This is a genomic window from Phenylobacterium sp., assembly GCF_044358365.1.
GTDB lineage: Bacteria > Pseudomonadota > Alphaproteobacteria > Caulobacterales > Caulobacteraceae > Phenylobacterium.
In genome coordinates, this window is record NZ_JBIKNZ010000024.1 from 20,519 (window position 1) to 43,709 (window position 23,191).

Genomic DNA, 23,191 nt, shown 5'->3' on the forward strand with positions numbered 1-23,191 from the left:
ATCAGAAGCGGTACTGAATCTCCACGCCGTAGAGGCGCGGCGGGGTGAGTTCGAAGTTCTGGGCGCCGTTGGCGAACCGTTGCGAAGCTATCGCAGGGTTATTGTTACGGTTCGACGCGGCGACAGCGGCGGCATAACCGTCGGTGTCGAACACGTTCTTCACGTAGCCGATCAGGGTGTACTTGCCATCGGTCGGCGCCCAGAAGGCCCGCAGATCAACCTGATCCCAGGACTTCGCGGAGTTGTAGGTGCGCTTGAAGACGTTGGCGTAGGATTCTGAGCGGTAGAGATAGGTGGCGCTGAGCGTGAGTTTGCCCGGGTCCATCTCGAAGGTGTAGGCGCCGTTCAGAGCCAGCTTGTGTTCCGGCGCCTGAGGCAGGTCGTTTCCGACGACGCTGACGGCGCCGGTGTTGATGTTGTCGTTCACATCAACCAGGAGCGCGCTCTCCTTGATTTTCGTGGGGTTGTACCCGTAGTCGAGGGTCAGGCGAACGTTCTGGATCGGTTGCCAGATGCCGCTGACTTCGAGGCCCAGGGACTCCGACTTCGCGATGTTGACGAACTGCGTGACGTTCGTTGCGCCGACCCGGACCGTAACCGGGGCCTGAAGGTTCCGGTAGTCGAGGTAGAAGGCCGACATGTTCAACTGGATGTTCGATCCGAAGTTCTTCTTCAGGCCGACTTCATAGGAATTGACCGTTTCTTCCTTGGCCTTGGGAACCGCCAGGAAGCCGCCGGCCGAGAAGCCGAACGCCTTGTAGCCGCGGCTGTAGCGGGCATAGGCCATGGTGTCGCCATCCGGTTCCCACTGGAGGCCGGCAGTGCCGGTCCAGGCGTCGGACGTATCGCCAAGGTCGCGGCTCGCGATACCGGTCGTCGGGCTGATCACGTACTGACGGCAGACGCCGGCTGTACAGATCGACGGCGATGTCACGCCCTCGATGGCGCCGGCAGTGCTTTTGGGCGCGAGAGCGTCCGTGAGGTCGAAGGCGCCGTTGCCTAGGCCGCCCAGTCCGTTGAGGGCGCCGCCAAGGCCCAGGGCCTGGCCCACAGCCGGGAGGGCCGCCAGATTACCGAGCAGGCTACCCCAGTTCGCTGCCGACCCTGGACCGAAGCCGCTAAGACCCAAAGCGGGATAGAGACCCGCGTAGGCGACGTCCGAGTTCGCGACAATTCGGCGGAACTCCGACCCGAACTTCTTGTCCTTGGTATACCGCAGTCCGGCCGTGAACTTCAGAGTCTCGGTCGCCTGCCAGTCGAGCTGGCCGAACAACGCCTTGCTCTCGGTGGTCAGGTCATAGTTGCCCGTCGACCAGAACTGTTGCGGGTTCGGCGCCGCGCCAAGGATCGGGGTGCGCAGCGTGGAGGGGCCGACGTCGAAGAAGTCAGCCGTGCTGCCGGTGCCCGTATATTTTTCGTTGTAGTAGTAGGCGCCGACAATCCACTGGAGGTTCGAGTCCGTGGTGGATGAAATGTTCAGCTCGTGGCTGTACCACTTCGGATACTCGAAATAGTGATATCCGTTATTCACGTTGGTGGTCAGCGGAGAACAGTTGACCGTCGAGAGGCCGGCGGCGAACAGGGCGCCGATGTTGCCGCAGATCGACCCTGGAGCCAACGGGATCTGATACGACTTGACGCTGGTGCCATCGGTATCGCCGTACAGGTCGTACTTGTACTCCTGAATACCGCCGACGTACCGGATGTCGACGGTAGGCAGGCGGTAAACGAAGTTGGTGGTGAGCGAGTTGACGTCGCGCAGGCGCACCCGCTGAGGGATGTTGGAGTTGAAGGTGCGGTTGTCGCGCAGCGCCGGGTTCGTCGTTGTAGTCGAACCGTTGAACTGTACGAGGCTTCCGGGAACGATACCGTTCACCCCGGTCTCCGGCGAATAGCCGTGGGCGGGGTTGAAGACGACCGAGAAGTTGGGATCGGTCCGGCCGGTCTCATGGGCGTCAGCCAGGTAGCCTGAGCGCGCACCGGGGCCGCCGCGGTTGTGCCAGACGAGGGTCTTGTATGAAATCCAGAAGTCAGCGTTCTCGCCAAGGTCCGCCTCAAGCTGGGCCTGGACCTGATACTCGTCGCGCTTGCTGCCTTCCGAAGGCAGGCCAGGATTGACGTTCGTGAAGTAGCCCTTGCGCTGATCTAGCTTGTAGCCGGAAATCCGGGCGCGCAGTGAACCGCTCTCGTTGAGCGGGCCCGAGACAGCGGCCTGCAGGTTGGTGAAGTCGTAGTTCTCGGCAATGGCCCGCACTTCTGCGTAGAACTCTTCCGTCGGACGAACGGAGATCACATTGACGGTGCCGCCAATGGCATTACGTCCGTACAGGGTGCCCTGGGGACCCCGCAGAATTTCCACGCGATCCACATCCAGCGGCGGGCCGCCGGCCAGAACCGTCGAGGTGGTGAAGAGGCCGTCGATGTAGATGGACACAGCGCCGTCCACCGAGTGGACGTTGGTCAGGCGGCCGATGCCGCGCATGCTGGCCCGGTCGTTGGACGACTGGTAGACGAAGCCAGGTGTGAAGTTGGTGAGGTCCTGCACCGTGCTGATGCCGACCAAGTCCCGCTGTTTGCTCGTAAAGGCCGAGATGGCGACCGGCACATCCTGAAGGCTCTGCTCACGCTTTTCAGCGGTGACGACCAGTTCCTCGATCTCATTCGCGCCCTGTGCCTGGGCGGCGGACGCCCCCAGCATCACGGCCAACATGGCCCCCGACGTCAACAGGCTGTGCTTGAATCTCATGGTAGAACATCTCCCCTCAGGACTTGAACTTGATGCGCGATTTTCGTTTCGTCTCGCGTCGAAGCGAAGAAATCACCGGATAATGGTCGTCCTGTCTAGAGTGGGTGTACGCCTGTAACTAAATGGTGCTCAAGAACAACAAGCGGACTCTCTGTCGCCCCTTGTTGGGAGAGGGGTGTGGTTTCGCGGTAAATCCGACAACATTGGCGAAAACACCCTATTTGTTGGCGCAACGAAGCAGACGACCCCAATATTCCTGCATATTTTGAAAAATCGTCACCTTCGTCGAAATGTGGCCGGCGCGCCCGCTGATCTGCATGAAGCCCTTGTGACGTAAGGGAATCTGAAAATAAATATTTTGGCATTGATGCAGATTTGCCACGGGAGGTTTCGTATTTCCGACACGCTGGCTGCCAGTGAGTCGTCTCAGGGTTCGCGCGGGCCTTCCCCCTTGGCGACCGGCCCTCTACAGAGGTCGCCCGCTAGAGACTCTCAAGGGCGTAGACATGCATCGCAATCCAGACGGTTCGTGGGACAAATCCAGGCTTCCCAGCCGCCACACGACCGAGGGGCCCGCACGTGCGCCCCATCGCTCCTACTACTATGCCATGGGCCTCGGCAGCCGTGAGATTGCCCAGCCGTTCGTGGGTGTAGCCTCGTGCTGGAATGAAGCGGCCCCCTGCAACACCACCCTGATGCGCCAGGGCCATGCCGCAGCGGAGGGCGTAAGGCGAGCCGGCGGCACGCCGCGGGAGTTCTGCACCATCACCGTCACGGATGGCCTGGCCATGGGCCATGAGGGCATGCGTTCGTCCCTGGTCAGCCGCGAGGTGATCGCCGACTCCGTGGAATTGACCATGCGCGGTCACGCCTATGACGCGCTGGTCGGCGTCGCCGGCTGCGACAAGAGCCTGCCGGGCATGATGATGGCGATGCTGCGCCTGAATGTGCCCTCGGCCTTCATCTATGGCGGCTCGATCCTCCCGGGGAACTGGCAAGGGCGCGAGGTGACGGTGCAGGACGTCTTCGAAGGCGTCGGCAAGCATTCCGCCGGCGAGATGAGCCTGGAAGACCTCTGCGACCTCGAACAGCATGCCTGTCCTGGCGACGGCGCCTGCGGTGGTCAGTACACAGCCAACACCATGGCCTGTGTTTCCGAGGCGATCGGGCTGGCCTTGCCGCTCTCGTCGGCGCTGCCGGCGGCCTATCTGGATCGCGATCAGTACGCCATCGCATCGGGCGAGGCGGTAATGGCGCTGCTTGAGCGGAACCTGCGGCCCCGGGACATCTGCACCCGTGAGGCGTTCGAGAACGCGGCGGTGGTGATCGCGGCCACAGGCGGCTCCACCAACGGCGGCCTGCACCTGCCGGCCATGGCGCATGAGGCGGGCATCAGCTTCACCCTGCGCGATGTGTGCGAGATCATGAAGCGCACCCCTTATCTCGCTGATCTGATGCCGGGCGGGCGCTACCCCGCCAAGAAGATGGGGGAGGCGGGTGGCGTGCCGATGCTGCTGCGCACCCTGCTGGACGCCGGATTGATCCACGGGGATTGCATCACCGCTACCGGCAAGACCATCCGGGAAAACCTCGAGGGTGTGGTCTGGCGCGAGGACCAGGACGTGATCCGTCCGGTCTCCAACCCGCTTTCGCCGACAGGCGGGGTTGTCGGTCTCTGGGGCTCGCTGGCCCCCGACGGCGCCATCGTCAAGGTGGCGGGGTCGAACCACACCAAGCATCGCGGCCCTGCGCGGGTGTTCGACGGCGAGGAAGCCGCATTCGCCGCCGTCCAGGCCCGCGACTATAAGGAGAACGACGTCCTGGTGATCCGCTACGAGGGGCCCAAGGGCGGCCCGGGCATGCGTGAGATGCTGTCGACCACGGCGGCGATCTTCGGCCAGGGGATCAGCGACAAGGTCGCGCTGATCACCGATGGTCGCTTCTCCGGCGCTACGCGCGGCCTCTGCATTGGCCATGTGGGTCCGGAGGCGGCTGACGGCGGCCCGATCGGGCTGGTCAAGGACGGGGATATCATCTCGATCGACGCCGACGCCGGTACGATTGAGCTGGAAGTCGATCCGATCGAGATGGAGAACCGCGCCCGCCAACTGGCGAAAGAGGAGCCGCGGCGCACGATCTACACGTCCGGCGCGTTGTGGAAGTTCGCAAGGACAGTGGGGCCGGCTCACCTGGGCGCGGTCACGCACCCGGGCGGTGCGGCCGAGGGCCACATGTACGCGGACATCTGATGAAGACCCTGGGCCTGATCGGCGGGATCAGCGCAGAGAGCACCACTGTCTATTACCAGCAGCTGAACCGGCGGGTCCGCGAACGGCTGGGTGGGTTGCATTCCTGCGAGCTGATCCTGTGGTCTGTGGATTTCGCCCCGATTGCGGCGCTGCAGGCCGTTGAGGACTGGACGGAGACCGGCAGGGTTCTGGCCGACGCAGCGCGGAAACTGGAGGCGGCCGGGGCGGGGGCGATCATCATTTGCGCCAACACCATGCACATCAACGCCCCTCAGGTTGAGGCCGCTGTGGCGATTCCCCTGATCCATATCGCTGACGCCACGGCGGCGGTCCTCTCGGCGAAGGGCGTCTCCCGGCCCTTGTTGCTCGCCACCCGGTTCACGATGGAGAAGCCGTTTTACCGGGATCGCCTGGAGCGGGCAGGGTTCTCTGTGCTGACGCCGAACGCGGGTGACCGGGAGCGCCTGCACGCCATCATTTACGACGAGCTTTGCCAGGGTGTGATCCTGGCCGACTCCCGCGTCGTCGTGACGGACATCATCGAGCGGGGGCTGGCGAACGGGGCTGACAGCATCATCTTCGGCTGCACCGAGATCGGATTGTTGCTGGATGCGGACGCCATGCCTGCGCCAACGGTCGACACAGCGCTGGCGCATGTTGAAGCCGCGTTAGACTTCGCGCTGGGCTAACCCAATGCCGCCACCCCGAACAGCATGGGATGCGCCAGCATCAGGATCGCCCAGACCGCCACGCCAAGCGCGATCCGCCACACGCCGATCTCGGCGAGCTTGAGAGACTGGCGTCCGTTCAGAACCGCAGCGAAGGGTACGTTGGAGGTCTGGGCCATGAAGGCCTCGTAGGATTCGCCCAGCGCCCGCTTGCGTTTGGCGTCTATGCTGGAGGTTCCGGTCACGGCCAGCACCAGCAGGGTCCCGAAGAGCACGATGCTGGCACGGTCGCCGTTCACCAGCAGGTGCCCCAAAGCCCAGATCGCCACGCCCCACAGAAACGGATGGCGGGTAATTCGCAGCATGCCTTGCACCACATCCGGGCGATCCAGGGCGCCTTCCTGCTGCACACTGGTGGGGTTGGCGGTGGCCAACCCCGGAACGATCAGCAGCATGGCCAAAAGTTGGGTCAAAAGCTGAATATGCCGGGTGGCCGCGTTGATACCCCAGTGTGCCGTGTTCCAGACCTCGCCCCGCGCGCCAGCATAGGCGAAGCCCAGCCAGACCAGGCCTGCCACCGAGGCCAGCGAGAACAGCCCCATGTAGGCGTTCTGGCCGATACGTCCGACGACGGCGTCCCTTAGCCGGGTTCCGGAGACACCCAGGTGGATCAGCAGGAAAAAAGCAGCGGCGGCGACAAGGCTGGTCATGGGTCAGATCCTCCATGCACGACTCTGACAGCGTAATTTACATCGTCAAGTTATAGCGCGGGGATCGCCATCGTCCGGATCGTCCCAGGGCGGCTCATCCTCCTCCCGGTCGTCACGCTCAACCGGCGGCAAGGGGCGCACGGCGACCGGCGAGGTCGTTGGCCGGACCGGGATTGTCGTCGGCGCAGCAGGAGCCCGGGCGACCGGCCGGCGCAGCAAGGCCTCCATTCGCGCCATCCAGCGATTGGCCTCTTCCAGGGCCTCGTCTGCGTGACGTCGACCTCTGATGTCGTCGTCGCCCGGCTGCCAGAGGTCCAGGGAGAAGTCCGGGTGAGCCGGATCGTCGAAAACGAAGCGCAGCCGGACACCCTCGGTCGGCGCGGCAAGATGATCCAGCGGTCGCCGTGTCTCGCCCCGAAAGGTGCGCGCCGCGACTTGCCGGTCAACGATCAGGTCCACGCCCATCAATTCATCCAGCCTGTAGTCCAACCGCCAGGCGCCGCGGTCCCATACGACCACAACGCGGTTTGATGGCAGGTCGAACCCGATACCCACACCGCGTCCGCGTACGATCAAGCCTGGTTCTGGCGGGCGGCCAAGGGCATTGGTGAGCGTGCGGCGGATCCGGCGGGTCTCGTCGAGGAACCAGAGCATCCCCGTTCCGGCCAGCGTCAAGGCGCCGCCGACAAGGGCCAGAAGGGTCAGAAGCCGGGCTGCCTCGTCCATCGCAGAAGCCTACGCCGGTTCGACCGAGTCGTCGAAATCACGCATCGAGTTCAACGACCAGCGGCACGTGATCCGATGGTTTTTCCCAGGAGCGCACATCGCGGTGGATTGATACGCCGGTCAGGAGGTCTGCGGCCTGGGGCGACAACAGGGCGTGGTCGATGCGGATGCCGTTGTTCCGTTGCCAGGCGCCGGCCTGATAGTCCCAGAAGGTGTAGGCGCCCGGTGCGCCGCCCGCCTGGAGGAAGGCTTCAGTGAGGCCCAGGTTCTTCAGCGCCCGGAAGGCGGCTCGGCTCTCGGGTTGAAACAGCGCGTCGCCGGCCCAGTTGTCGGGAAACTCTGCGTCACGTCGCTCGGGGATCACATTATAGTCGCCGGTCAGGACAAACGGTTCTTCCAAGGTCAGCAGTTCGCGGGCGTGAGCATTCAGGCGCGCCATCCAGGCCAGTTTGTAATCGAACTTCGGGGTGGACACTGGATTGCCGTTGGGAAGGTAGAGGCAACCCACCCGAACCGGGCGTGGGCCGGAGACCACGGCCTCAATGTAACGCGCCTGTTCGTCCGTATCGTCGCCGGGCAGGCCTCGCCGCACGTCCTCGAGCGGGGTCTTCGATATCAGCGCGACACCGTTGTAGGTCTTCTGACCATGGACGGCGACATTATAGCCCAGTCTTTCAAAGGCTTCGGTCGGGAATTTCTCGTCGATGCATTTGATTTCCTGGAGGCATGCCACGTCCGGCTTCGCCTCCTCGAACCAGCGCAACACCGTCTCGATTCGAGCGTTGACCGAGTTCACATTCCAGGTGGCGATACGCATTGACGTCTCCGGTTTCGCGACGGAGGCTAGAGGGGTGGGGCAGTCGCCTCAAGGCCATGGGTGGTTTGCACGCGCGAAATGAAGTTACCGGCTCTGTCCTTGTTGTTGGCCTTGATGGCTTCGCCCGCAGTGGCGGAGACCTGCGCGCCGGACAAACTCATGAAAATCGTCACACGGTCGGTAGGGCCTGACGTAACACCCGGCAGCTTCCGGGCGGCGCCCGTCACGCTCTACCGACAGGGCTCGCGTTTCCTGCGCAACGAAGAGCCTGCGGATCCGGCCGGGGGACCGCATGTCCTCGCAATTGTCGCCTCGCCGGACGTCTGGATCGTCAATCGTGCTGACAGGACCGGTCGCCACCTGCTGGACCCCGGGCCCATCTATGAAGCCAAGGCGCCGATCGTGGCCGGGCAGGGGGTGCCCCAGGCTTTCACCGAACTGGAGTTCGGCTGCGAGGCGCGCTTCGCCCGCGGCCGGGCCCGTGAAGCCGGGATACGCGATGTCGGGGGGCGTCCAGCGCGGATTCATGCCTTGCAGGAAGGCGACCGGCGACTGGAGATTCTCCTGTACGAGACCGGAACGCCAGCGGAGGTGTCCTATTTCCAGGGCACAACGGCGATCCTGACGCTTGTCTACGATAACTATGATATCGCCTTGCCGGACAATCCGGGCCTGTTCGCAAAACCCGAGGGATACGCAATCTCAGAGGCGCCGTCCCGATGAGGCTTGCCCTGGCGCTAGGGGGGCTATTCCTGTCCGCTTCACCGGTCCTGGCCCAGCCGCCCGTCGCGCCCCGACCTGGTCTCTGCGCGCCGGTCGCGATGACCCGCATGGTGGTGCGTGAGGTGACGCCCGGCCTGGCGGCCGCTGACCCCCGCGCCCAGCCGCGCACGATTCACCGCTTCGGCGCGACTCAGTTGCGGAGCGAGACGCCGCCAGACCTCAGTCGGGGCGGCGCCAGCGACCTGGCCATCGTGTCTGAGCCGGATGTCTGGACCATCGACCTCACCCGCCGGCTCGGCGCTCACGCGGTAGATCCGGGGCCGGAATTTGTTGTTCGAGCGCCCATTTTGCCGATCACGCCGGATATGCCGCCACGTTTCCGAACCCTGGAGTTCGGTTGCGAGGCAAGCTTTGTCGGCGCCAACGCCCCGCAGGCCACCCAGACCCGACCCTGGGGCCTTTCGCAGGTCGCCGCCTTCCAGATTACCGAGGGCGCCTACAGCCTTGCCATGCTCATGGATACGCGCTGGCAGGAGCCGGTGGCCATCCTCTATTCGAAGGCCGGCCAGGTCGTGTTCGCCATGCGCTACGACGACTACCGCAGTGACATGCCTGCAAGCCCTGAGCTGTTCGCCCCGCCACAGGGCGTACAGATCACAACCAGCATGGCTGCAACGCTGAAGCGGTGACGCGACAGCATGTAACGGCCGATTGAGCGGAGCCAGGAGGCAGGGTGCTAAAGCACCCCCAGCATCTCCGCGACCAGCGGGTGGCGCACGATGTCGCGGTCCTTCAGGCGGACGACGGCGATGTTGCTGACGGACTCAAGTTTGTCCGCCACGGGGCCGAGTCCGGAGAAGGTCGGCAGCAGGTCGGACTGGTCGGGATCTCCGGTGACCACCATCGTAGAATGCCAGCCGAGGCGAGTAAGCAGCATCTTGAGTTGCACATAGGTGCAGTTCTGGGCCTCGTCGATCACCACGAAGGCGTTGTTCAGGGTGCGACCACGCATGAAGCCGACGGGGGCGATCTCGATTGCGCCTTCGGCCATCAGGGTGCGCACCCGCTTCATGGACAGCCGATCCGAGAGGGCGTCGTAGAGCGGGCGCAGATAGGGAGCGAGCTTGTCTTCTGCGTCGCCCGGCAGGAAGCCGATGGATTCGCCGGCTTCGACGGCCGGACGCGACAGCACGATACGGCCCACCTTGCCGGCTTCCAGCGCCTCGACGGCCTTGGCGATGGCCAGATAGGTTTTGCCGGTGCCGGCAGGGCCCAGGGCAAGCACCAGATTCTTGGCATCCACGGCGTCGATCAGCGCCTGTTGTCCAACGGACTTGGCCTTGATGGTCTTCAGATAGCCCTGCTCGCGATCGTCGTTGTGATGATTGAGGGGCGACCAGGCCCGTTCGACGGGCAGGCGGCGGATCTTGTCATCACCCTCGAACTGTCCGGCGTCGAACGCGCCTTCGCGCAGCTGTCGCTTCAGGGCTCGCTTGGTCATAAAAAGCCTCCGTGGGGGCAAGAAAAAAGGGCGTCCCGTGAATGGGAGCGCCCTTGGAAAAATGGGTGAGTGCGGCGTTGGCGGCGGAAGAGTCGACCGAGGGGGTGGCCTGGCGGCTCACCGTTTCGTGCGCTTGCGGGCGGTGAAGCCCTTGAGAGCAACAGACCTGGCGTCATACACCCCGTCCAACGCGAGAACACGGGAGCCTAAGCCCCGCGGCCGTTTCTAGAAGGCTGCCGCCCTTTCGAATCGCACCGTTAGACTAACCTTAGCTTGGTTTATGAGTCGTTAAACAGCCGTCAGCGGCAAGAAATGGAGGCCGGCGATGAGTGTCTATTCCTTAGGCAATGTGACACCTGAGCTACCAAATGATGACGAATACTGGATTGCGCCCAATGCTGCGGTGATGGGGCGGGTGATTCTGAAGAAGAACGCCTCGGTCTGGTGGGGTGTGACGCTGCGCGGAGACAACGATCCCATCGTCGTCGGCGAAGGCTCAAACATCCAGGACGGCAGCGTGATCCATACGGATACAGGCTCGCCCTGCACCATCGGGGCGAATGTGACGGTGGGGCATATGGTGATGCTGCACGGCTGTGTAATTGGCGACGGTAGTCTCGTGGGGATCGGCTCGACGGTACTTAATGGTGCGGTGATCGGGAAGAACTGCCTGATCGGGGCTGGATGTCTGATCACCGAGGGCAAGCAAATCCCGGATAACTCGCTGGTTATGGGTGCGCCGGGCAAGGTCGTGCGCGAGCTGAGCCCCGAACAGGCCATGCGCGTGGCCCTGGGCGCGGCGCACTATGTGGAGAACTGGAAGCGATACCGTCGGGAACTGACTGAGATGTCTTGACGAACGTTGCGGCGCCCGCCGACGGTTGAACCAGCAAGGGAGAACGCCATGGCCTATGAATTCATCAAGGTGGATCGCAACGGACCGATCACCACCTTCACCTTGAATCGCCCCGATGTGATGAACGCCATGCACTCGCCGGCGCACTTCGAGATGGACGACGCGGTCAATACGTTCGCGGCCGATCCGGAGCAATGGGTGGGAATCGTGACCGGGGCGGGGGAGCGTGCCTTTTCCGCCGGTAACGACCTCAAGCACCAGGCCACGGGCGGCAAGATGGGAAGTCCGCCGTCAGGCTTCGCCGGACTGACGTCGCGCTATGATCTGACCAAGCCTCTCATCGCGGCGGTGAACGGCGTGGCCATGGGCGGCGGGTTCGAGATCGCGCTGGCTTGTGACATTATCATTGCGTCGGACAAGGCGGTGTTTGCGCTTCCGGAGCCGCGGGTGGGATTGGCGGCGCTGGCCGGGGGCTTGCATCGCCTGCCGCGCGCCATTGGCGTGAAGCGGGCGATGTCGATGATCCTGACAGCTCGGCGGGTATCGGCGGCGGAAGGCAAGGAGCTTGGCTTCGTCGCCGAGGTGACCAGCGCAGAAGACCTGATGCGGGTGGCGAACGAATGGGCCAAGGGAATCTGCGAACTGGGGCCGATGTCGATCCGGGCGTCGAAGGAAGCCGTCTATCGCGGGCTGGATGAGCCCAGTCTGGAAGCGGCCATCAAGGGCCAGAACCGCTATCCGGCAGTGGCGGCGCTGTTCACCTCGGAGGATTTTGTGGAAGGCCCGCTGGCGTTCTCGCAGAAGCGCGCCCCGGCGTGGAAGGGGCGCTGACGGCGGCTTTCGCGCAAACCGGTCGATATTCTTCTACACACGCTTGACGTGTTGAGAACGAAAAGTGATCATCGTCGCTGAAGGCCGTAGACATGACGCGCGAGCCGGTATTCCCGGCGGAGGCGCCTCACTCGTTTGTGGTCGGGTCAAGTCGCAAGCTGCGGGGGATCAGGTTGGAAAGATATCGTCCGTATTTCTCTTTCTCTGGCCGCATAAACCGGCAGCCGTACTGGCTGACCGCGCTGGCGCTCGTTCCTGCTTACCTCGTGGCGTTTCTCCTCGCGGTCTTCATACCCGTCCTGGGCCCACTGGCGGCGGGAATTCTGGTCATCGGCGCCATATGGGTCAGTGCGGCGAATCTGGTCCGCCGCCTGCACGACCGGGGCAAGGGCGCATGGTGGCTCGTCCCGATGTATTTGCCCGTGTTTGTTCTTTCCCTTCTGGCCCTGGCCGCCGAAGGGGCTGGCGAGGCCGATGCCGCGGCAGGGCTTAACGCCTTGACCTTGCCCTTCTCTATCTGGGTCTTTGTAGAACTCGGGTGCCTGCGGGGCACGCTTGGCCCCAACAGATTTGGTCTCGATCCCCTCAATCCTCTCGATACCCTCGATCCCGGCGATCCCTCCCAGGCTGAGGTGTTCGACTAGCGGCAACCTTGTGGGAATGCGGCGACCCCGGCACTGTGCCAAGCACACTCATTTGGGGCGACCATGGATCTGGACGCAATCGGCGGGGCCGCGACAGGCGGGTTGATCGCGTCGGCGATTGAGAAACCTTCCGGCGTGGCAGGCGCGCATCAAAGCCCATGCGCCGACTGCGGGACGAAAACTATTGGGCGCTTCTGTCACAACTGCGGCAATCCCAGCCATGTGCACCGGACTTTGCTGCACCTGGGCGAGGAACTGCTGCACGGGGTGATGCATTTCGACAGCCGCACCTGGCGGACCTTGCCGTTGCTGATATTCCGGCCGGGGCAACTTACCCGTGACTGGGTTATGGGCAAAAGGGCGCGATATGTCTCGCCGCTCGCGTTGTTTCTGTTCACGATCTTCGTGATGTTCATGGCGCTGAGCTATGCGCCAATCGTTCCGGAGACGCGGGTCGATGCGCCCGGGGCCGACGTATCGGGTATGGTGGCGCGAGCACAGGCCAAGGTCTCGGCGGCAGAACAGGCGCTCACTTCCGCGTCGCCACAGGCGCGTCCTGATTTAGCGGCGCGTGTCGCGGCCGCGCGCGCAGAGTTGAAAAGAGCAGTTAATGAGGGCCGCGAGATCGAAGGTTTCGCGAATGCCCCTGGCGGTGACTGGAAGGCCGAGATGGCGGCGCGCGCCAGGTCCAACACGCTGGGAATCGAGACCGGCAACAAATCCCTGGACGAGAAGATCCGGCGCAAGCTCGAGAACCCGGACCTGGCGATCTACAAGCTACAACAGACATTCTACAAATTCTCGTTCCTGCTTGTGCCCATTTCGATCCCCTTCGTGGCGTTGCTTTTCGTCTGGAAGCGGGGGGTGACGCTCTATGACCACGGCGTGTTTGTGCTCTATTCGCTGACCTTTATGTCGGCACTGATTATGGTGGGAGGCGTCGGCGACCGTTTGGGCGTGCAGACCGGGTGGCTGGTGCTGGCGCCGCCGGCGCACATGTTTTTCCAGCTCAAGGGCGCCTATGGGCTGGGATGGTTCTCTGCGCTTTGGCGAACGGTTCTGCTTCAACTGTTCTGCGTGATCGCGCTTGGCCTTTTCATCCTGTCAGTGGTTTGGCTGGGCCTGACCTGAAGTTGACGCAGGAGTCACTCTTGCGACGGGCAACCCGTTAGGCCAGTGTCCCGGCCAACTCAACAGCGGTCCGGGACGGTACGACGTGGACAGGTTCGACTACATCATTATCGGCGCAGGTTCCGCCGGTTGCGTACTGGCCAACCGGCTGACGGCGGATGGAAGCAAGTCCGTCCTGCTGCTGGAAGCTGGCGTCAAGGATGACGCCCTGATGGTGCGCATGCCGGCCGGTGTGGCCCAGCTGATCCCGGACAAAGGGACCTACAACTGGGGCTTCTGGACCGAGACCGAACCGCATCTGGAGGATCGCAAGCTGTTCTGGCCGCGCGGTAAAGGCTGGGGCGGATCATCCTCGATCAACGGCATGATCTACATCCGTGGCCATGCCCGTGACTATGACCAGTGGCGCCAGATGGGCCTGCAGGGATGGGCCTACAAGGATGTGCTGCCCTACTTCAAACGCTCGGAAGGCTTTGAAGGGGGCGGTGATGCCTGGCACGGCGGCGAGGGGCCGCTGAAGGTCACCAGATCCGCCGATCCAAACCCGATCTACAAGGCCACGATCGAGGCGGGCCGGCAGGCAGGGCACAAGGTGACCGCCGACTTCAACGGCTTCCAGCAGGAAGGGTGGGGCCCCTACCAACACACCATCTCGGGCGGCGAACGCTGGAGCGCGGCAAAGGGTTATCTGCATCCGATCCTGACGCGCGCGAACCTCACCTGCGTCACGGGTGCGCGGACGACCCGGCTGATCCTTGAGGACGGTCGCTGCAAAGGCGTTGAATATGCCGACGAGACCACGCGCGAGCGCAAGATCGTCCACGCGAACGCAGAGGTGCTGGTTTGCGCCGGCGCGGTGCAGTCACCGCAGATCCTGCAGCTTTCGGGGATCGGCAATCCGGAGGACCTGGAACCGCACGGCGTGCCGGTGGTCCATACGCTGAGGGGGGTTGGCGCCAATCTGCAGGACCATCTGGATCTGGCGCTGTCATGGGCGTGCCCCCAGCCGATCACCATGTACTCCCAGACCAAGGGCCTGCGCACCCTGCTCATCGGTCTGACCTACATGCTGTTCAAGAAGGGGCCGGGCAGTCGGTTCCCGCTGGAGGCCGGCGCCTTCCTGAAGTCGCGCCCCGATCTCGACCGGCCTGACCTGCAGGTCCATGTGGTGCTGGCCGCCATGCGCAACCACGGCAATCGTGAGGCCGGGCCGGTTCAGCAGGACGGTTTCACCTTCCACATCTGCCAGCTGCGGCCCGAGAGTATCGGTCGGGTGGGGTTGCGGTCGGCGGATCCTTTCGACGATCCCACCATCTTTGCCAACTACCTCGCCGCCGAGGAAGACCGGCGCGCTCTGCGCGAAGGCGTCAAGATGATGCGCCTCGTGGCCGAACAGGCGGCGCTGTCGCCCTTCAACTCGGAGGAACTGTTCCCCGGCAAGGCCGTACAGACCGATGCCGAGATCGACACCTGGATTCGCCAGACCGCCGAGACGATCTACCATCCGGTGGGCACTTGCCGCATGGGCGTGGCAGGCGATCCGATGGCCGTGGTGGACGCCGATTGCCGGGTGATGGGACTGAAGGGCCTGCGGGTCGTGGACGCCTCGGTGATGCCGACCCTGATCGGCGGTAACACCAATGCGCCGACCATGATGATCGCCGAGAAGGTCTCGGACTCGATCCTGGGTAGTCCATTCCTGGCCGCTGACGAGGCGCCGATCGAAGAAGATGAGGTCCGGGCCGCCTGAAGACCGGCGCCGTTCACGCAGCGTGAATGGCGCCGGGTGTCATTCGCGCAAGGGATGCGACGATCTGCGCATCGGCGGATGCGGTGGTCGGGGGGAGTAGGGCAGGGTGGGTCATCGCTCATCCACTCCCTGGAGTTCTTCATGAAGTCGCTTCCCCTCTTCCTTGGCCTAGTTCTAGGTGTTTCGACGCTGGCGTCCGGCGTTCGGGCTCAGGACACGGCCAGTCTCGATGTCACCTTCGCCGGCCTCAAGGCGACGCAGGGCGCCATCATGTTCACCCTGGTGAACAGCGAGGAGGCCTACAACGACAAGGCCAAGCCGGTTGCGGCGGTAATGTTGCCGGTGGCTGCGGCCACGGCGACCCGTACGTTCAGGGGCCTCGCTCCCGGCCTCTATGCCATCAAGGCGTTTCACGATTTGAACGGCGACGGCAAGATGAACGCCAACCCGTTCGGCATCCCCACAGAGCCCTTCGCCTTCTCTAACAACGCGGTGGCCAACATGAGCCCGGCCAAGTGGGCGGCGGCCAGCTTTGAGGTGAAGGCCGGCGCCAACGCCCACGCCATCACCATCGATTGAGCAGGAGCGGACCCATGGACAGACGTCACTTCCTTCAGACGCTGACGGGCGCGGCCGCCACGGCGGTGCTGACCCCCGAACTGGCCCAAGCCGCCGCCCAGCTCCGTCAGGGCGGCGCCGCCGGGATCAACTGGCAGGTCGCTTTCAGCGACGTCGACGCCGACCTGCCGCGTGCGCCGCTCAAGCTGGTGCACGGTCGTGCGCCGAAAGACCTCACCGGCAGCCTCTATCGCAATGGCCCGGGCAAGTTCCATCGCCCTGGCGGGTCGGTGGATCACTGGTTCGACGGCGACGGCCTGATGCGGGCGTTCCGGGTATCGGACGGCGCGGCGACACTGGAGGCGCGTTTCGTTGATACGCCCAAGCGCCGCGTCGAGGCGGCCGCCAACGCCATGGTTCAGCCCGGCTTCGGAACGGCGGGTAAATCGGGGGCCCAGGTTCGAAATGCCGACGACGCCAACCCGGCCAACATCTCGGTGATGTCGATGGGCGGTGAGCTTTGGGCGTTGTGGGAGGCGGGCTCGCCCGTCGTCATGGACCCGATGGATCTGTCCACCAAGGGCATGAAGACCCTGCGGGATGACCTGGTGCACATGCCGTTCCTCGCTCATCCCCGGCGAGACCCCGGCGGCGATGTCTGGAGCCTGGGTCTTTCAGGGGCACAGGCGATTGTCTGGCGCGTCGCCGCCGACGGCACCCTGAAATCCGCAGATATGGTCAGCCTGCCGATGGCCAGCTACGTCCATGACTTCACCGCGACCAAACGCCACCTGATCGTGATCCTGCAGCCGTGGGTTCAGGACCGGATGGTGATGCCCTATGCCGACAGCTTCACCTGGCGGCCCGAAATGGGCACCAAGGTGCTGGTGCTGGACAAGGCCGATCTCACCAAACGTCGCATCTATGAACTGCCGCCGTTCTTCGCCTTCCACTTCGGCTCGGCCTGGGAAGAGGCGGATGGGACATTGCGGTTCGACGGCTGTTTCACGCCAGACGCCCGGTTTGCCACCACAAACGGCAAGGCGTTCATGAAGGGGACTTTCGAACCCGAACCGGACCCGATCCTGACACTGGTGACCCTCAGGCCAAATGGCCGCGCGACGCTGGAACCTACCGGGGTCACCGCCGAGTTCCCGCGCGTTGATGGCCGCAGGTCTGGCGATGCGCGCCGCTATACGATCCACGCCACGGCGACCGCGCCGAACACCCCGCTGTTCCATGGCGTGGCGACCTACGACTGGAAGGCCGGCAAGTCCGACAGTTACGACTTCGGCGCCAGCCATCTGGTGGAGGAGGCGGTCTTCGTCGCCCGTCCCGGCGGCACGGAAGAACTGGACGGCTGGCTGCTGGCGCCCTCGGTCAACACCCTGGCCAGGGCGACCGAGCTCCACGTGTTCGACGCCCGCCGGATCGCGGCGGGGCCAATCTGCACCTGGCGTTCAGAGCATGTGCTGCCGGTCAGTCTGCACGGGGTGTTTGTGGGGGCGTAGGGGCGGCCGGCGCCCCGTTCACCTTCGCTGCCGGCTTTATCTCCACCCGGTAGTCTCGGCCCGGCCTGAACCAGGTCTGGGCGGCGCGTTGAACGTCGGCGGCGGTGATCCGTTCGGTGCCGGTGATCAGCTGGCGGATAACGTCCAGGCGGCGCGGATCGGTCTGCGCGCCCGAAAGCTCGCCTAGCCAGTAGCCGTTGGTCAGCTGCGCCTTCTGCAAGGCCTCGATCCGCGGCGCCTTGGCTCGGGCCAGCTCGTCGGGTGAGACGCCATCCTCCGCCAGTTTCGCGGCGATCTTCATTGTATCGCCGAAGAAGCCCTGAAGTTTTTCGGGTGGTACCTCGACGGTCGCGGCGATGTAGCCCCAACCCGACCATACCAGGCTATGCTGGGAGCTGACCGAAGGAGAGTAGGTGGCGCCCTGATTCTCCCGGAGTTCGTCGGTCAGGCGAAGGTTCATGATCTCGCGAAGCACGGCGGTGTCGCGGGCGCGCTGCGGGTCGGCCCAGTAGTCGCTGGTGGGCCAGGCGATGTAGCCAACCGCCTGATCGGCGCGGCCCTTGTGGGTCAATTCCACTACGCTTCCGCCGCCTTTCGGGAACGGGACAGCGTGCTGCGCGGTCGGCGCCGGGCGCGGGTCGACGCGGCGGGGCAGGGCCGCGAAGGTGGAGGCTGTGGCGGCGATCGCCTGATCCACCGTGATGTCGCCGACGATCACTACATCGACCGGACCCTTCACCAGATCCTGTGCAATTGCAGTCTGGATATCACTTGCCTTGGCCTCGGCGATGTTCTGGCGGCTGGGGAACGTCCAGCGCCGGTCGCCGGAGTGGATCAGGCCAGGCAGGTCCCGGGCCATGACGCCGTCGGTCGTGGATTCGTACTGGTCGTGGGCGGTTCTGTAGGCGGTCTTCACGCGCTGGAACGCCTCATCCCGCCAGGCTGGCTCGCTGAGATAGGCTGCGAGGACTTGTAGTTGCGTCGGCAGGTCACCGGTCCGGGTGCTGCCGGACAGGACCAGGGCGTCGTCCGAGACGCTGAAGCGCGCGCCATACACATTGGCGGCCAGGACGCGTTCCATATCCTCGACGCCAATTCTCTTGAGTCCGCCTTCGATCATGGCGCTGGCGGCCCAGAGCGGGCTCTGTCGATCATTCGGCAGGCCCTTGAGACCCTGGCCGACATTGACCCGGACAAGCACCTCGTCGTCGCGAAAGGCGGTGGGCTTTACGGTAAGGCGGACGCCGTTGGCGAAGCGCACGAAGGTGGTCTTCAGGTCTGCAATCTCGCGCCGTTCCACCACCTTGCCGGCGACCCCGAAACTCTCATATGGCCACTTGGTGGCCGCGGTCTGGACCTTGGGCAGGACGGCCACCTTCTGGGACGTCGTCAGCGCCGCCAGGACAGCGGCCTCGCCACCCTCGATGGGGGTAGGGGAGGCCATGAACACCAGCGGTCCCTGGCCCTGAAATACGGTCTTCAGAACTTCATTGACCGTGGCGGCCTTCAGGCCCGCCACCGAGGCCTCAAACTCGCTCTGATCGTCGATCGGCGCCGTAATCACCGTGTCTTCCGACAGGGTGCCGACCATGTCGTCCGCCAGTTCCGCCTGTCGACGGGTGGCGGCGCCAGCCACTGCGGCCTTCAGACTGGCGCGGATCTCGACAATCTCGCGATCCAGTTCGTCCTGTCGCACACCATACTGGACAAGACGGCGTTGCTCGCGCTCGACCCCGGCCAGGGCCCGGGCCCAGCCACCTGGCTCGGCAGCCACGCCGATGATGGCGATGTCAGCTGCGTTGTCCTGCTCAAACTGACCGGCCCCGGCGCCCAGAAAGGGTGGGTTCGGGCTGCGGGTGATGGCCGAATAGCGACGGTTCAGCACAGCCAGGCCCAGGTTGCGGATCAGGTCGCGCCGGCGAGTCGCCTTGTTATCAGGGGAAAGATCAGGCGGGCTGACCCATACGACCTGCAGGGTCTGGGTGACGCCGGGTTCGATCAACAGCTTCGCCTCGGCGGAGCGTTGGGCCACCGGGCCGTTGTCTGGCGCTGGCGCAGGTGGTTTGCGGGCAGACCAGCCACTGAAGGCGGCTCTGATCTTTCCTTCCATGGCGTCGACATCAAAATCGCCAACGGCGACGAAGACGGCCCGCTCCGGCCGATACCATTGATCGTAGTAGTCGCGGATGGCGCTGGCCGGGGCGGTCTTGAGAACGTCGACCTTGCCGATCGGAATGCGGGTGGGCGGGCGTTGGCCCTTGAGCAGGAAGTTGCTGCGGGCGACGTAGACCCGGTAGCCGGGGGTATCGCGGGAGCGCTCCTCTGACAGCACAACGCCGCGCTCCCGATCGACTGCCGCCGGGTCGATGGTCAGGTTGAACGCGGTTTCCCGAAGGAGCTTCAGAGAAGTATCCACGGTCTCGGCGTCGGTGCGCGGAAGATCGAGCATGTAGATGGTTTCGCCGTAGCCCGTGGAGGCATTGGTGTCGGCGCCGAACGCCAGGCCGAGGCGCTCGAGGATCTTGATCATCTCGCCCTCCTTGACCTCCTTCGATCCGTTGAAGGCCATGTGCTCCAGGAAGTGGGCCAGGCCCTGCTGGGCGTCGGTCTCCATGCGGGAGCCGGTGTCGAACCACAGACGCAGCGCCGCCTGGCCGGGGGGAATCGACTGCTTGCGGATCGCATAGCGCATGCCATTCGGCAGGTTCCCGAAGCGGATGGCCGGGTCGGCTTTCAGATCCGACGTCGCCTGAGCCCACTGGCCGGATGGCGCGGGCGCCTGGGCTTGAATGGAAGACGGCAGGAAGGCCAGGGTGATAGCAGCGGCGAGGGCGGCGCCAGCGCCGGAGTAGCGGGTCATCAGTTTTGCCTGAATGGGTTCGTGAAACGCCCGCGCACCATTGCGAAGCTACGTGGCCACAGCAAGGCCAAGCGTTAGATCACTCGCATAGAGCCGCAACACAGCTTACATATGCCCATAATGACGGCTGTCTTCTTCGAAGTTCCCGCCTCTGGCGGATCGCGTCCCGGCGAACCGGATCCCCCAGGCCAGCGACCGGCGCCGGCGCCTGGGCCGCTGGTCAACGCGCCCTGGCCCGTGGCAGCGCTCGTTGTAACCATTGTGCTGGGGTATCTGCTCCAGAGTCGGTTCCCGCTCGAAAGCGTAACCCAATGGCTTGCGTTCTCGCCGGCACTGCTGCTGGAAGGCCATCCAGAGCGGATGATCACGTCCGTGTTCGTGCACGGCAACTGGGCGCACGCCCTCATGAATGCCGCCTTCATCCTCGCATTCGGGGCGCCGGTGGCGCGGTTCTTCGGGCCAAATGTCGGTGGCGCGCTGGATTTCTTCCTTTTCTATCTGTTCTGCGGGGTGCTGGCCTGCGGGGGGTTTGCGGCCCTTCACTGGGGGCAGAATGTTTCCCTGATCGGGGCGTCTGGCGCGGCGTCGGGCCTGATGGGCGGCGCAGCTCGGCTGATAGGGGGCAACGGACGAGTCGGGCCCATCTTCTCCCGCGCGGTCACGGGGATGGGCCTGGGCTGGCTGATCGTCAACATCATCATGGCGTTTGCCGGGGGCCTGCTTGTGCCCGATGGAAGTTCGGCTGCCGTAGGTTGGGAGGCTCATCTAGCCGGGTTTGTCGTCGGTGTATTGCTGATCGGACCGTTTGGTTGGGTAGCTCAACGTCGCTAACGGACCGGCCCGGTCACGCGTGAGTGACTGCCGTGCGCATTGTGTCCGCTCTGAAACTGAGCGAAGGTGCGGTCCCATCAAGAGATCAAGGGGGACCCAATGCTGGTCTCGCAGATTCTCCGGACCAAGGGCGATCAAGTCTTCACGATCTCGCCTGAGGACATTGTCGGCGTCGTCGCCGAACTTCTTCACGCCAAGGGCATCGGCGCGCTCATCGTTCTGGCGAGCGACCGCGTGGTCGGCATCGTGTCTGAGCGCGACATCGTCCGCGCCGTGGCGTCGCACGGGCCGGGCGCGCTCAGGAAACCGGTCTCCGACTATATGACGAGCAATGTGCTGTTCGCCGATCCCGGCGAGACGGTTGATTCACTGCTCAGTCGGATGACCGACCGGAGAATCCGCCATTTGCCCGTGTGCAAGGCTGAACGGTTGGTCGGCATTGTCTCGATCGGGGATCTGGTGAAGCACAAAATTTCCGAGGTCGAAGCCGAAGCGGATGGCCTGAAGGCATATATCGCGGCCAGCTGAGGCGCCCCGCCGGTTGCGGTTCGCTTTATGAGGCGGTCTCGAAAGCTCGCGCCTCAATCAGGTAAGCCGCCTCAAAGCCTTGCGTTTCGCAAGACCGAGTCGGGCTTTGGCCGGCCCCTGCGCGGCGGCCGCGCACGAGTCGCGGACGGGGCAGGGCGGGGCCCGACCAGGTGACCGGGCTGCTGCCCCCCCAGAGCTGCCAGATTCTTTTGCAAACGCTGTTGACGCATCGGTCCCCCACGAATAGATACCCGCCTCCCGCTCGGGCCTCGAACCACTTCGAGACTTACGGCAGGCGCCCAGAAGGTGCTTGATGTTCGTCTCGAAATGAGTATAGTCCCCAGCTCCAATCGAATCGCTACGGACTTTAGAGGGAAGCCCCTCGGCGGCCCGAAGTGATTTTTGCGGCCTGGTCCAAGAGGTTCTTGGATTTGTCGTAAAAGCTGAAAAGCCCGGTTGACACCAAAGAGGCCGGTCACTAGATAGCCGCCTCCGCCGACCACCGGCGCTAAACAGTGGGGCAGGCGAAAGCCGGTCAGGGTCTTTGACATCGTTGAATTGGAAAGAGAAACGCAGGCGGCGACGTCCTAGCGATAGGGGTAACCACCCTATCTCGACGTTGACTGTGACTGCGGTCTCTTGAAGACACCATGAATATGGATACCTGGGAGCTTAGGTTCTCAGGCATCGATGTGAATGGGAACTCGTCAAGAAATTAAGCAGACTATAGCCAGCCGATCTCAAGTAGATCGGGGAAGCCGAAAGTCAGAACGTCAACTCAACCTGAGAGTTTGATCCTGGCTCAGAGCGAACGCTGGCGGCAGGCCTAATACATGCAAGTCGAACGGTCTCTTCGGAGGCAGTGGCGGACGGGTGAGTAACGCGTGGGAATATGCCCTTTGGTACGGAACAACTGAGGGAAACTTCAGCTAATACCGTATGTGCCCTTCGGGGGAAAGATTTATCGCCATTGGAGTAGCCCGCGTTGGATTAGGTAGTTGGTGGGGTAAAGGCCTACCAAGCCTACGATCCATAGCTGGTCTGAGATGATGATCAGCCACACTGGGACTGAGACACGGCCCAGACTCCTACGGGAGGCAGCAGTAGGGAATCTTGCGCAATGGGCGAAAGCCTGACGCAGCCATGCCGCGTGAATGATGAAGGTCTTAGGATTGTAAAATTCTTTCACCGGGGAAGATAATGACGGTACCCGGAGAAGAAGCCCCGGCTAACTTCGTGCCAGCAGCCGCGGTAATACGAAGGGGGCTAGCGTTGCTCGGAATTACTGGGCGTAAAGGGCGCGTAGGCGGATAGTTTAGTCAGAGGTGAAAGCCCAGGGCTCAACCTTGGAACTGCCTTTGATACTGGCTATCTTGAGTTCGGGAGAGGTGAGTGGAATGCCGAGTGTAGAGGTGAAATTCGTAGATATTCGGCGGAACACCAGTGGCGAAGGCGACTCACTGGCCCGATACTGACGCTGAGGCGCGAAAGCGTGGGGAGCAAACAGGATTAGATACCCTGGTAGTCCACGCTGTAAACGATGAGTGCTAG

General features: G+C 63.7%; 20 protein-coding genes and 1 rRNA gene. 14 read left to right on the top strand and 7 right to left on the bottom strand.

Annotated features, from left to right (window positions below):
* Window position 1: 1 nt before the first annotated feature.
* The gene (locus tag ACIQ3B_RS08760; RefSeq protein WP_397401645.1) at window positions 2–2,746 is read right to left on the bottom strand and encodes a TonB-dependent receptor; all 2,745 of its coding nucleotides are present in this window, start codon (window positions 2,744–2,746) and stop codon (window positions 2–4) included.
* A 506-nt stretch (window positions 2,747–3,252) separates the two neighbouring features.
* Here ACIQ3B_RS08760 and ilvD point away from each other — a divergent pair.
* Together ilvD and ACIQ3B_RS08770 are read left to right on the top strand one after the other, a co-directional pair.
* Window positions 3,253–4,995, top strand: coding sequence for a dihydroxy-acid dehydratase (gene ilvD / locus ACIQ3B_RS08765; RefSeq protein WP_397401647.1), 1,743 nt, complete (start codon window positions 3,253–3,255; stop codon window positions 4,993–4,995).
* Entirely contained in the window at window positions 4,995–5,684 is a 690-nt protein-coding gene (locus ACIQ3B_RS08770) for an aspartate/glutamate racemase family protein (RefSeq protein WP_397401649.1), read from the top strand. Before ilvD ends, ACIQ3B_RS08770 begins: the two co-directional genes overlap by 1 nt.
* Here ACIQ3B_RS08770 and ACIQ3B_RS08775 read toward each other — a convergent pair.
* The 4 genes from ACIQ3B_RS08775 to ACIQ3B_RS08790 are packed head-to-tail and all read right to left on the bottom strand — an operon-like array spanning window position 5,681 to window position 8,077.
* Complete coding sequence (locus ACIQ3B_RS08775; RefSeq protein ID WP_397401651.1) at window positions 5,681–6,373, bottom strand: NnrU family protein; 693 nt, start codon at window positions 6,371–6,373, stop codon at window positions 5,681–5,683. The two genes, ACIQ3B_RS08770 and ACIQ3B_RS08775, sit on opposite strands and share 4 nt — an antisense overlap.
* Window positions 6,374–6,418: 45 nt before the next feature.
* Window positions 6,419–7,099: a hypothetical protein gene (locus tag ACIQ3B_RS08780; RefSeq protein WP_397401652.1), complete on the bottom strand. Its 681-nt coding sequence runs from the start codon at window positions 7,097–7,099 to the stop codon at window positions 6,419–6,421.
* Between the two features lie 37 nt (window positions 7,100–7,136).
* The gene (gene xth, locus ACIQ3B_RS08785; RefSeq protein ID WP_397401654.1) at window positions 7,137–7,916 is read right to left on the bottom strand and encodes an exodeoxyribonuclease III; all 780 of its coding nucleotides are present in this window, start codon (window positions 7,914–7,916) and stop codon (window positions 7,137–7,139) included.
* 26 nt (window positions 7,917–7,942) lie between these two features.
* The gene (locus tag ACIQ3B_RS08790; RefSeq protein ID WP_397401656.1) at window positions 7,943–8,077 is read right to left on the bottom strand and encodes a hypothetical protein; all 135 of its coding nucleotides are present in this window, start codon (window positions 8,075–8,077) and stop codon (window positions 7,943–7,945) included.
* Here ACIQ3B_RS08790 and ACIQ3B_RS08795 point away from each other — a divergent pair.
* Both ACIQ3B_RS08795 and ACIQ3B_RS08800 read left to right on the top strand, forming a co-directional pair.
* Complete coding sequence (locus ACIQ3B_RS08795; protein WP_397401658.1) at window positions 8,076–8,639, top strand: hypothetical protein; 564 nt, start codon at window positions 8,076–8,078, stop codon at window positions 8,637–8,639. The genes ACIQ3B_RS08790 and ACIQ3B_RS08795 overlap by 2 nt on opposite strands.
* Window positions 8,636–9,328 (top strand): hypothetical protein, encoded by a 693-nt coding sequence (locus ACIQ3B_RS08800; RefSeq protein ID WP_397401660.1) that lies wholly within the window; start codon window positions 8,636–8,638, stop codon window positions 9,326–9,328. Before ACIQ3B_RS08795 ends, ACIQ3B_RS08800 begins: the two co-directional genes overlap by 4 nt.
* A 47-nt stretch (window positions 9,329–9,375) precedes the next feature.
* On the opposite strand, the gene ACIQ3B_RS08805 is transcribed toward ACIQ3B_RS08800, so the two are convergent.
* Entirely contained in the window at window positions 9,376–10,140 is a 765-nt protein-coding gene (locus tag ACIQ3B_RS08805) for a PhoH family protein (RefSeq protein ID WP_397401662.1), read from the bottom strand.
* A gap of 325 nt (window positions 10,141–10,465) precedes the next feature.
* Here ACIQ3B_RS08805 and ACIQ3B_RS08810 point away from each other — a divergent pair, with 325 nt between their 5' ends.
* From ACIQ3B_RS08810 to ACIQ3B_RS08840, 7 genes are all read left to right on the top strand, one after another.
* Window positions 10,466–10,996 (top strand): gamma carbonic anhydrase family protein, encoded by a 531-nt coding sequence (locus tag ACIQ3B_RS08810; protein WP_397401664.1) that lies wholly within the window; start codon window positions 10,466–10,468, stop codon window positions 10,994–10,996.
* A 48-nt stretch (window positions 10,997–11,044) separates the two neighbouring features.
* On the top strand, window positions 11,045–11,827 hold the full coding sequence (locus tag ACIQ3B_RS08815) for an enoyl-CoA hydratase-related protein (RefSeq protein WP_397401666.1): 783 nt from the start codon (window positions 11,045–11,047) through the stop codon (window positions 11,825–11,827).
* A gap of 92 nt (window positions 11,828–11,919) precedes the next feature.
* The gene (locus ACIQ3B_RS08820) at window positions 11,920–12,471 is read left to right on the top strand and encodes a DUF805 domain-containing protein (protein ID WP_397401668.1); all 552 of its coding nucleotides are present in this window, start codon (window positions 11,920–11,922) and stop codon (window positions 12,469–12,471) included.
* 63 nt (window positions 12,472–12,534) lie between these two features.
* Window positions 12,535–13,602 (top strand): DUF3667 domain-containing protein, encoded by a 1,068-nt coding sequence (locus ACIQ3B_RS08825; protein ID WP_397401670.1) that lies wholly within the window; start codon window positions 12,535–12,537, stop codon window positions 13,600–13,602.
* Window positions 13,603–13,687: 85 nt separating this feature from the next.
* A complete protein-coding gene (locus ACIQ3B_RS08830; RefSeq protein ID WP_397401672.1) occupies window positions 13,688–15,352 on the top strand; it encodes a choline dehydrogenase in 1,665 nt (554 codons plus the stop codon).
* Between the two features lie 141 nt (window positions 15,353–15,493).
* Complete coding sequence (locus ACIQ3B_RS08835) at window positions 15,494–15,931, top strand: DUF2141 domain-containing protein (protein ID WP_397401674.1); 438 nt, start codon at window positions 15,494–15,496, stop codon at window positions 15,929–15,931.
* Between the two features lie 14 nt (window positions 15,932–15,945).
* Window positions 15,946–17,421 carry a carotenoid oxygenase family protein gene (locus ACIQ3B_RS08840; protein WP_397401676.1) on the top strand — a complete coding sequence of 492 codons (1,476 nt, stop codon included), beginning with the start codon at window positions 15,946–15,948 and terminating at the stop codon, window positions 17,419–17,421.
* Here ACIQ3B_RS08840 and ACIQ3B_RS08845 read toward each other — a convergent pair.
* Window positions 17,390–20,281 (bottom strand): M16 family metallopeptidase, encoded by a 2,892-nt coding sequence (locus ACIQ3B_RS08845; protein WP_397401678.1) that lies wholly within the window; start codon window positions 20,279–20,281, stop codon window positions 17,390–17,392. The two genes, ACIQ3B_RS08840 and ACIQ3B_RS08845, sit on opposite strands and share 32 nt — an antisense overlap.
* A gap of 120 nt (window positions 20,282–20,401) precedes the next feature.
* On the opposite strand from ACIQ3B_RS08845, the gene ACIQ3B_RS08850 reads away from it, so the two are divergent.
* The 3 genes from ACIQ3B_RS08850 to ACIQ3B_RS08860 form a co-directional block, all read left to right on the top strand.
* The gene (locus tag ACIQ3B_RS08850) at window positions 20,402–21,112 is read left to right on the top strand and encodes a rhomboid family intramembrane serine protease (RefSeq protein WP_397401680.1); all 711 of its coding nucleotides are present in this window, start codon (window positions 20,402–20,404) and stop codon (window positions 21,110–21,112) included.
* Between the two features lie 99 nt (window positions 21,113–21,211).
* Window positions 21,212–21,640 (top strand): CBS domain-containing protein, encoded by a 429-nt coding sequence (locus ACIQ3B_RS08855; RefSeq protein WP_397401682.1) that lies wholly within the window; start codon window positions 21,212–21,214, stop codon window positions 21,638–21,640.
* Window positions 21,641–22,419: 779 nt separating this feature from the next.
* Window positions 22,420–23,191: ribosomal RNA gene (locus ACIQ3B_RS08860) — 16S ribosomal RNA — on the top strand; the annotation flags it as partial.

Excerpts from the sequence above, each read along its gene's own strand:
- ACIQ3B_RS08760 (WP_397401645.1), bottom strand. The coding sequence starts at position 2,746 with ATGAGATTCAAGCACAGCCTGTTGACGTCGGGGGCCATGTTGGCCGTG.
- ilvD (WP_397401647.1), top strand. The coding sequence starts at position 3,253 with ATGCATCGCAATCCAGACGGTTCGTGGGACAAATCCAGGCTTCCCAGC.
- ACIQ3B_RS08770 (WP_397401649.1), top strand. The coding sequence starts at position 4,995 with ATGAAGACCCTGGGCCTGATCGGCGGGATCAGCGCAGAGAGCACCACT.
- ACIQ3B_RS08775 (WP_397401651.1), bottom strand. The coding sequence starts at position 6,373 with ATGACCAGCCTTGTCGCCGCCGCTGCTTTTTTCCTGCTGATCCACCTG.
- ACIQ3B_RS08780 (WP_397401652.1), bottom strand. The coding sequence starts at position 7,099 with ATGGACGAGGCAGCCCGGCTTCTGACCCTTCTGGCCCTTGTCGGCGGC.
- xth (WP_397401654.1), bottom strand. The coding sequence starts at position 7,916 with ATGCGTATCGCCACCTGGAATGTGAACTCGGTCAACGCTCGAATCGAG.
- ACIQ3B_RS08795 (WP_397401658.1), top strand. The coding sequence starts at position 8,076 with ATGAAAATCGTCACACGGTCGGTAGGGCCTGACGTAACACCCGGCAGC.
- ACIQ3B_RS08790 (WP_397401656.1), bottom strand. The coding sequence starts at position 8,077 with ATGAGTTTGTCCGGCGCGCAGGTCTCCGCCACTGCGGGCGAAGCCATC.
- ACIQ3B_RS08800 (WP_397401660.1), top strand. The coding sequence starts at position 8,636 with ATGAGGCTTGCCCTGGCGCTAGGGGGGCTATTCCTGTCCGCTTCACCG.
- ACIQ3B_RS08805 (WP_397401662.1), bottom strand. The coding sequence starts at position 10,140 with ATGACCAAGCGAGCCCTGAAGCGACAGCTGCGCGAAGGCGCGTTCGAC.
- ACIQ3B_RS08810 (WP_397401664.1), top strand. The coding sequence starts at position 10,466 with ATGAGTGTCTATTCCTTAGGCAATGTGACACCTGAGCTACCAAATGAT.
- ACIQ3B_RS08815 (WP_397401666.1), top strand. The coding sequence starts at position 11,045 with ATGGCCTATGAATTCATCAAGGTGGATCGCAACGGACCGATCACCACC.
- ACIQ3B_RS08820 (WP_397401668.1), top strand. The coding sequence starts at position 11,920 with ATGACGCGCGAGCCGGTATTCCCGGCGGAGGCGCCTCACTCGTTTGTG.
- ACIQ3B_RS08825 (WP_397401670.1), top strand. The coding sequence starts at position 12,535 with ATGGATCTGGACGCAATCGGCGGGGCCGCGACAGGCGGGTTGATCGCG.
- ACIQ3B_RS08835 (WP_397401674.1), top strand. The coding sequence starts at position 15,494 with ATGAAGTCGCTTCCCCTCTTCCTTGGCCTAGTTCTAGGTGTTTCGACG.
- ACIQ3B_RS08840 (WP_397401676.1), top strand. The coding sequence starts at position 15,946 with ATGGACAGACGTCACTTCCTTCAGACGCTGACGGGCGCGGCCGCCACG.
- ACIQ3B_RS08845 (WP_397401678.1), bottom strand. The coding sequence starts at position 20,281 with ATGACCCGCTACTCCGGCGCTGGCGCCGCCCTCGCCGCTGCTATCACC.
- ACIQ3B_RS08850 (WP_397401680.1), top strand. The coding sequence starts at position 20,402 with ATGACGGCTGTCTTCTTCGAAGTTCCCGCCTCTGGCGGATCGCGTCCC.
- ACIQ3B_RS08855 (WP_397401682.1), top strand. The coding sequence starts at position 21,212 with ATGCTGGTCTCGCAGATTCTCCGGACCAAGGGCGATCAAGTCTTCACG.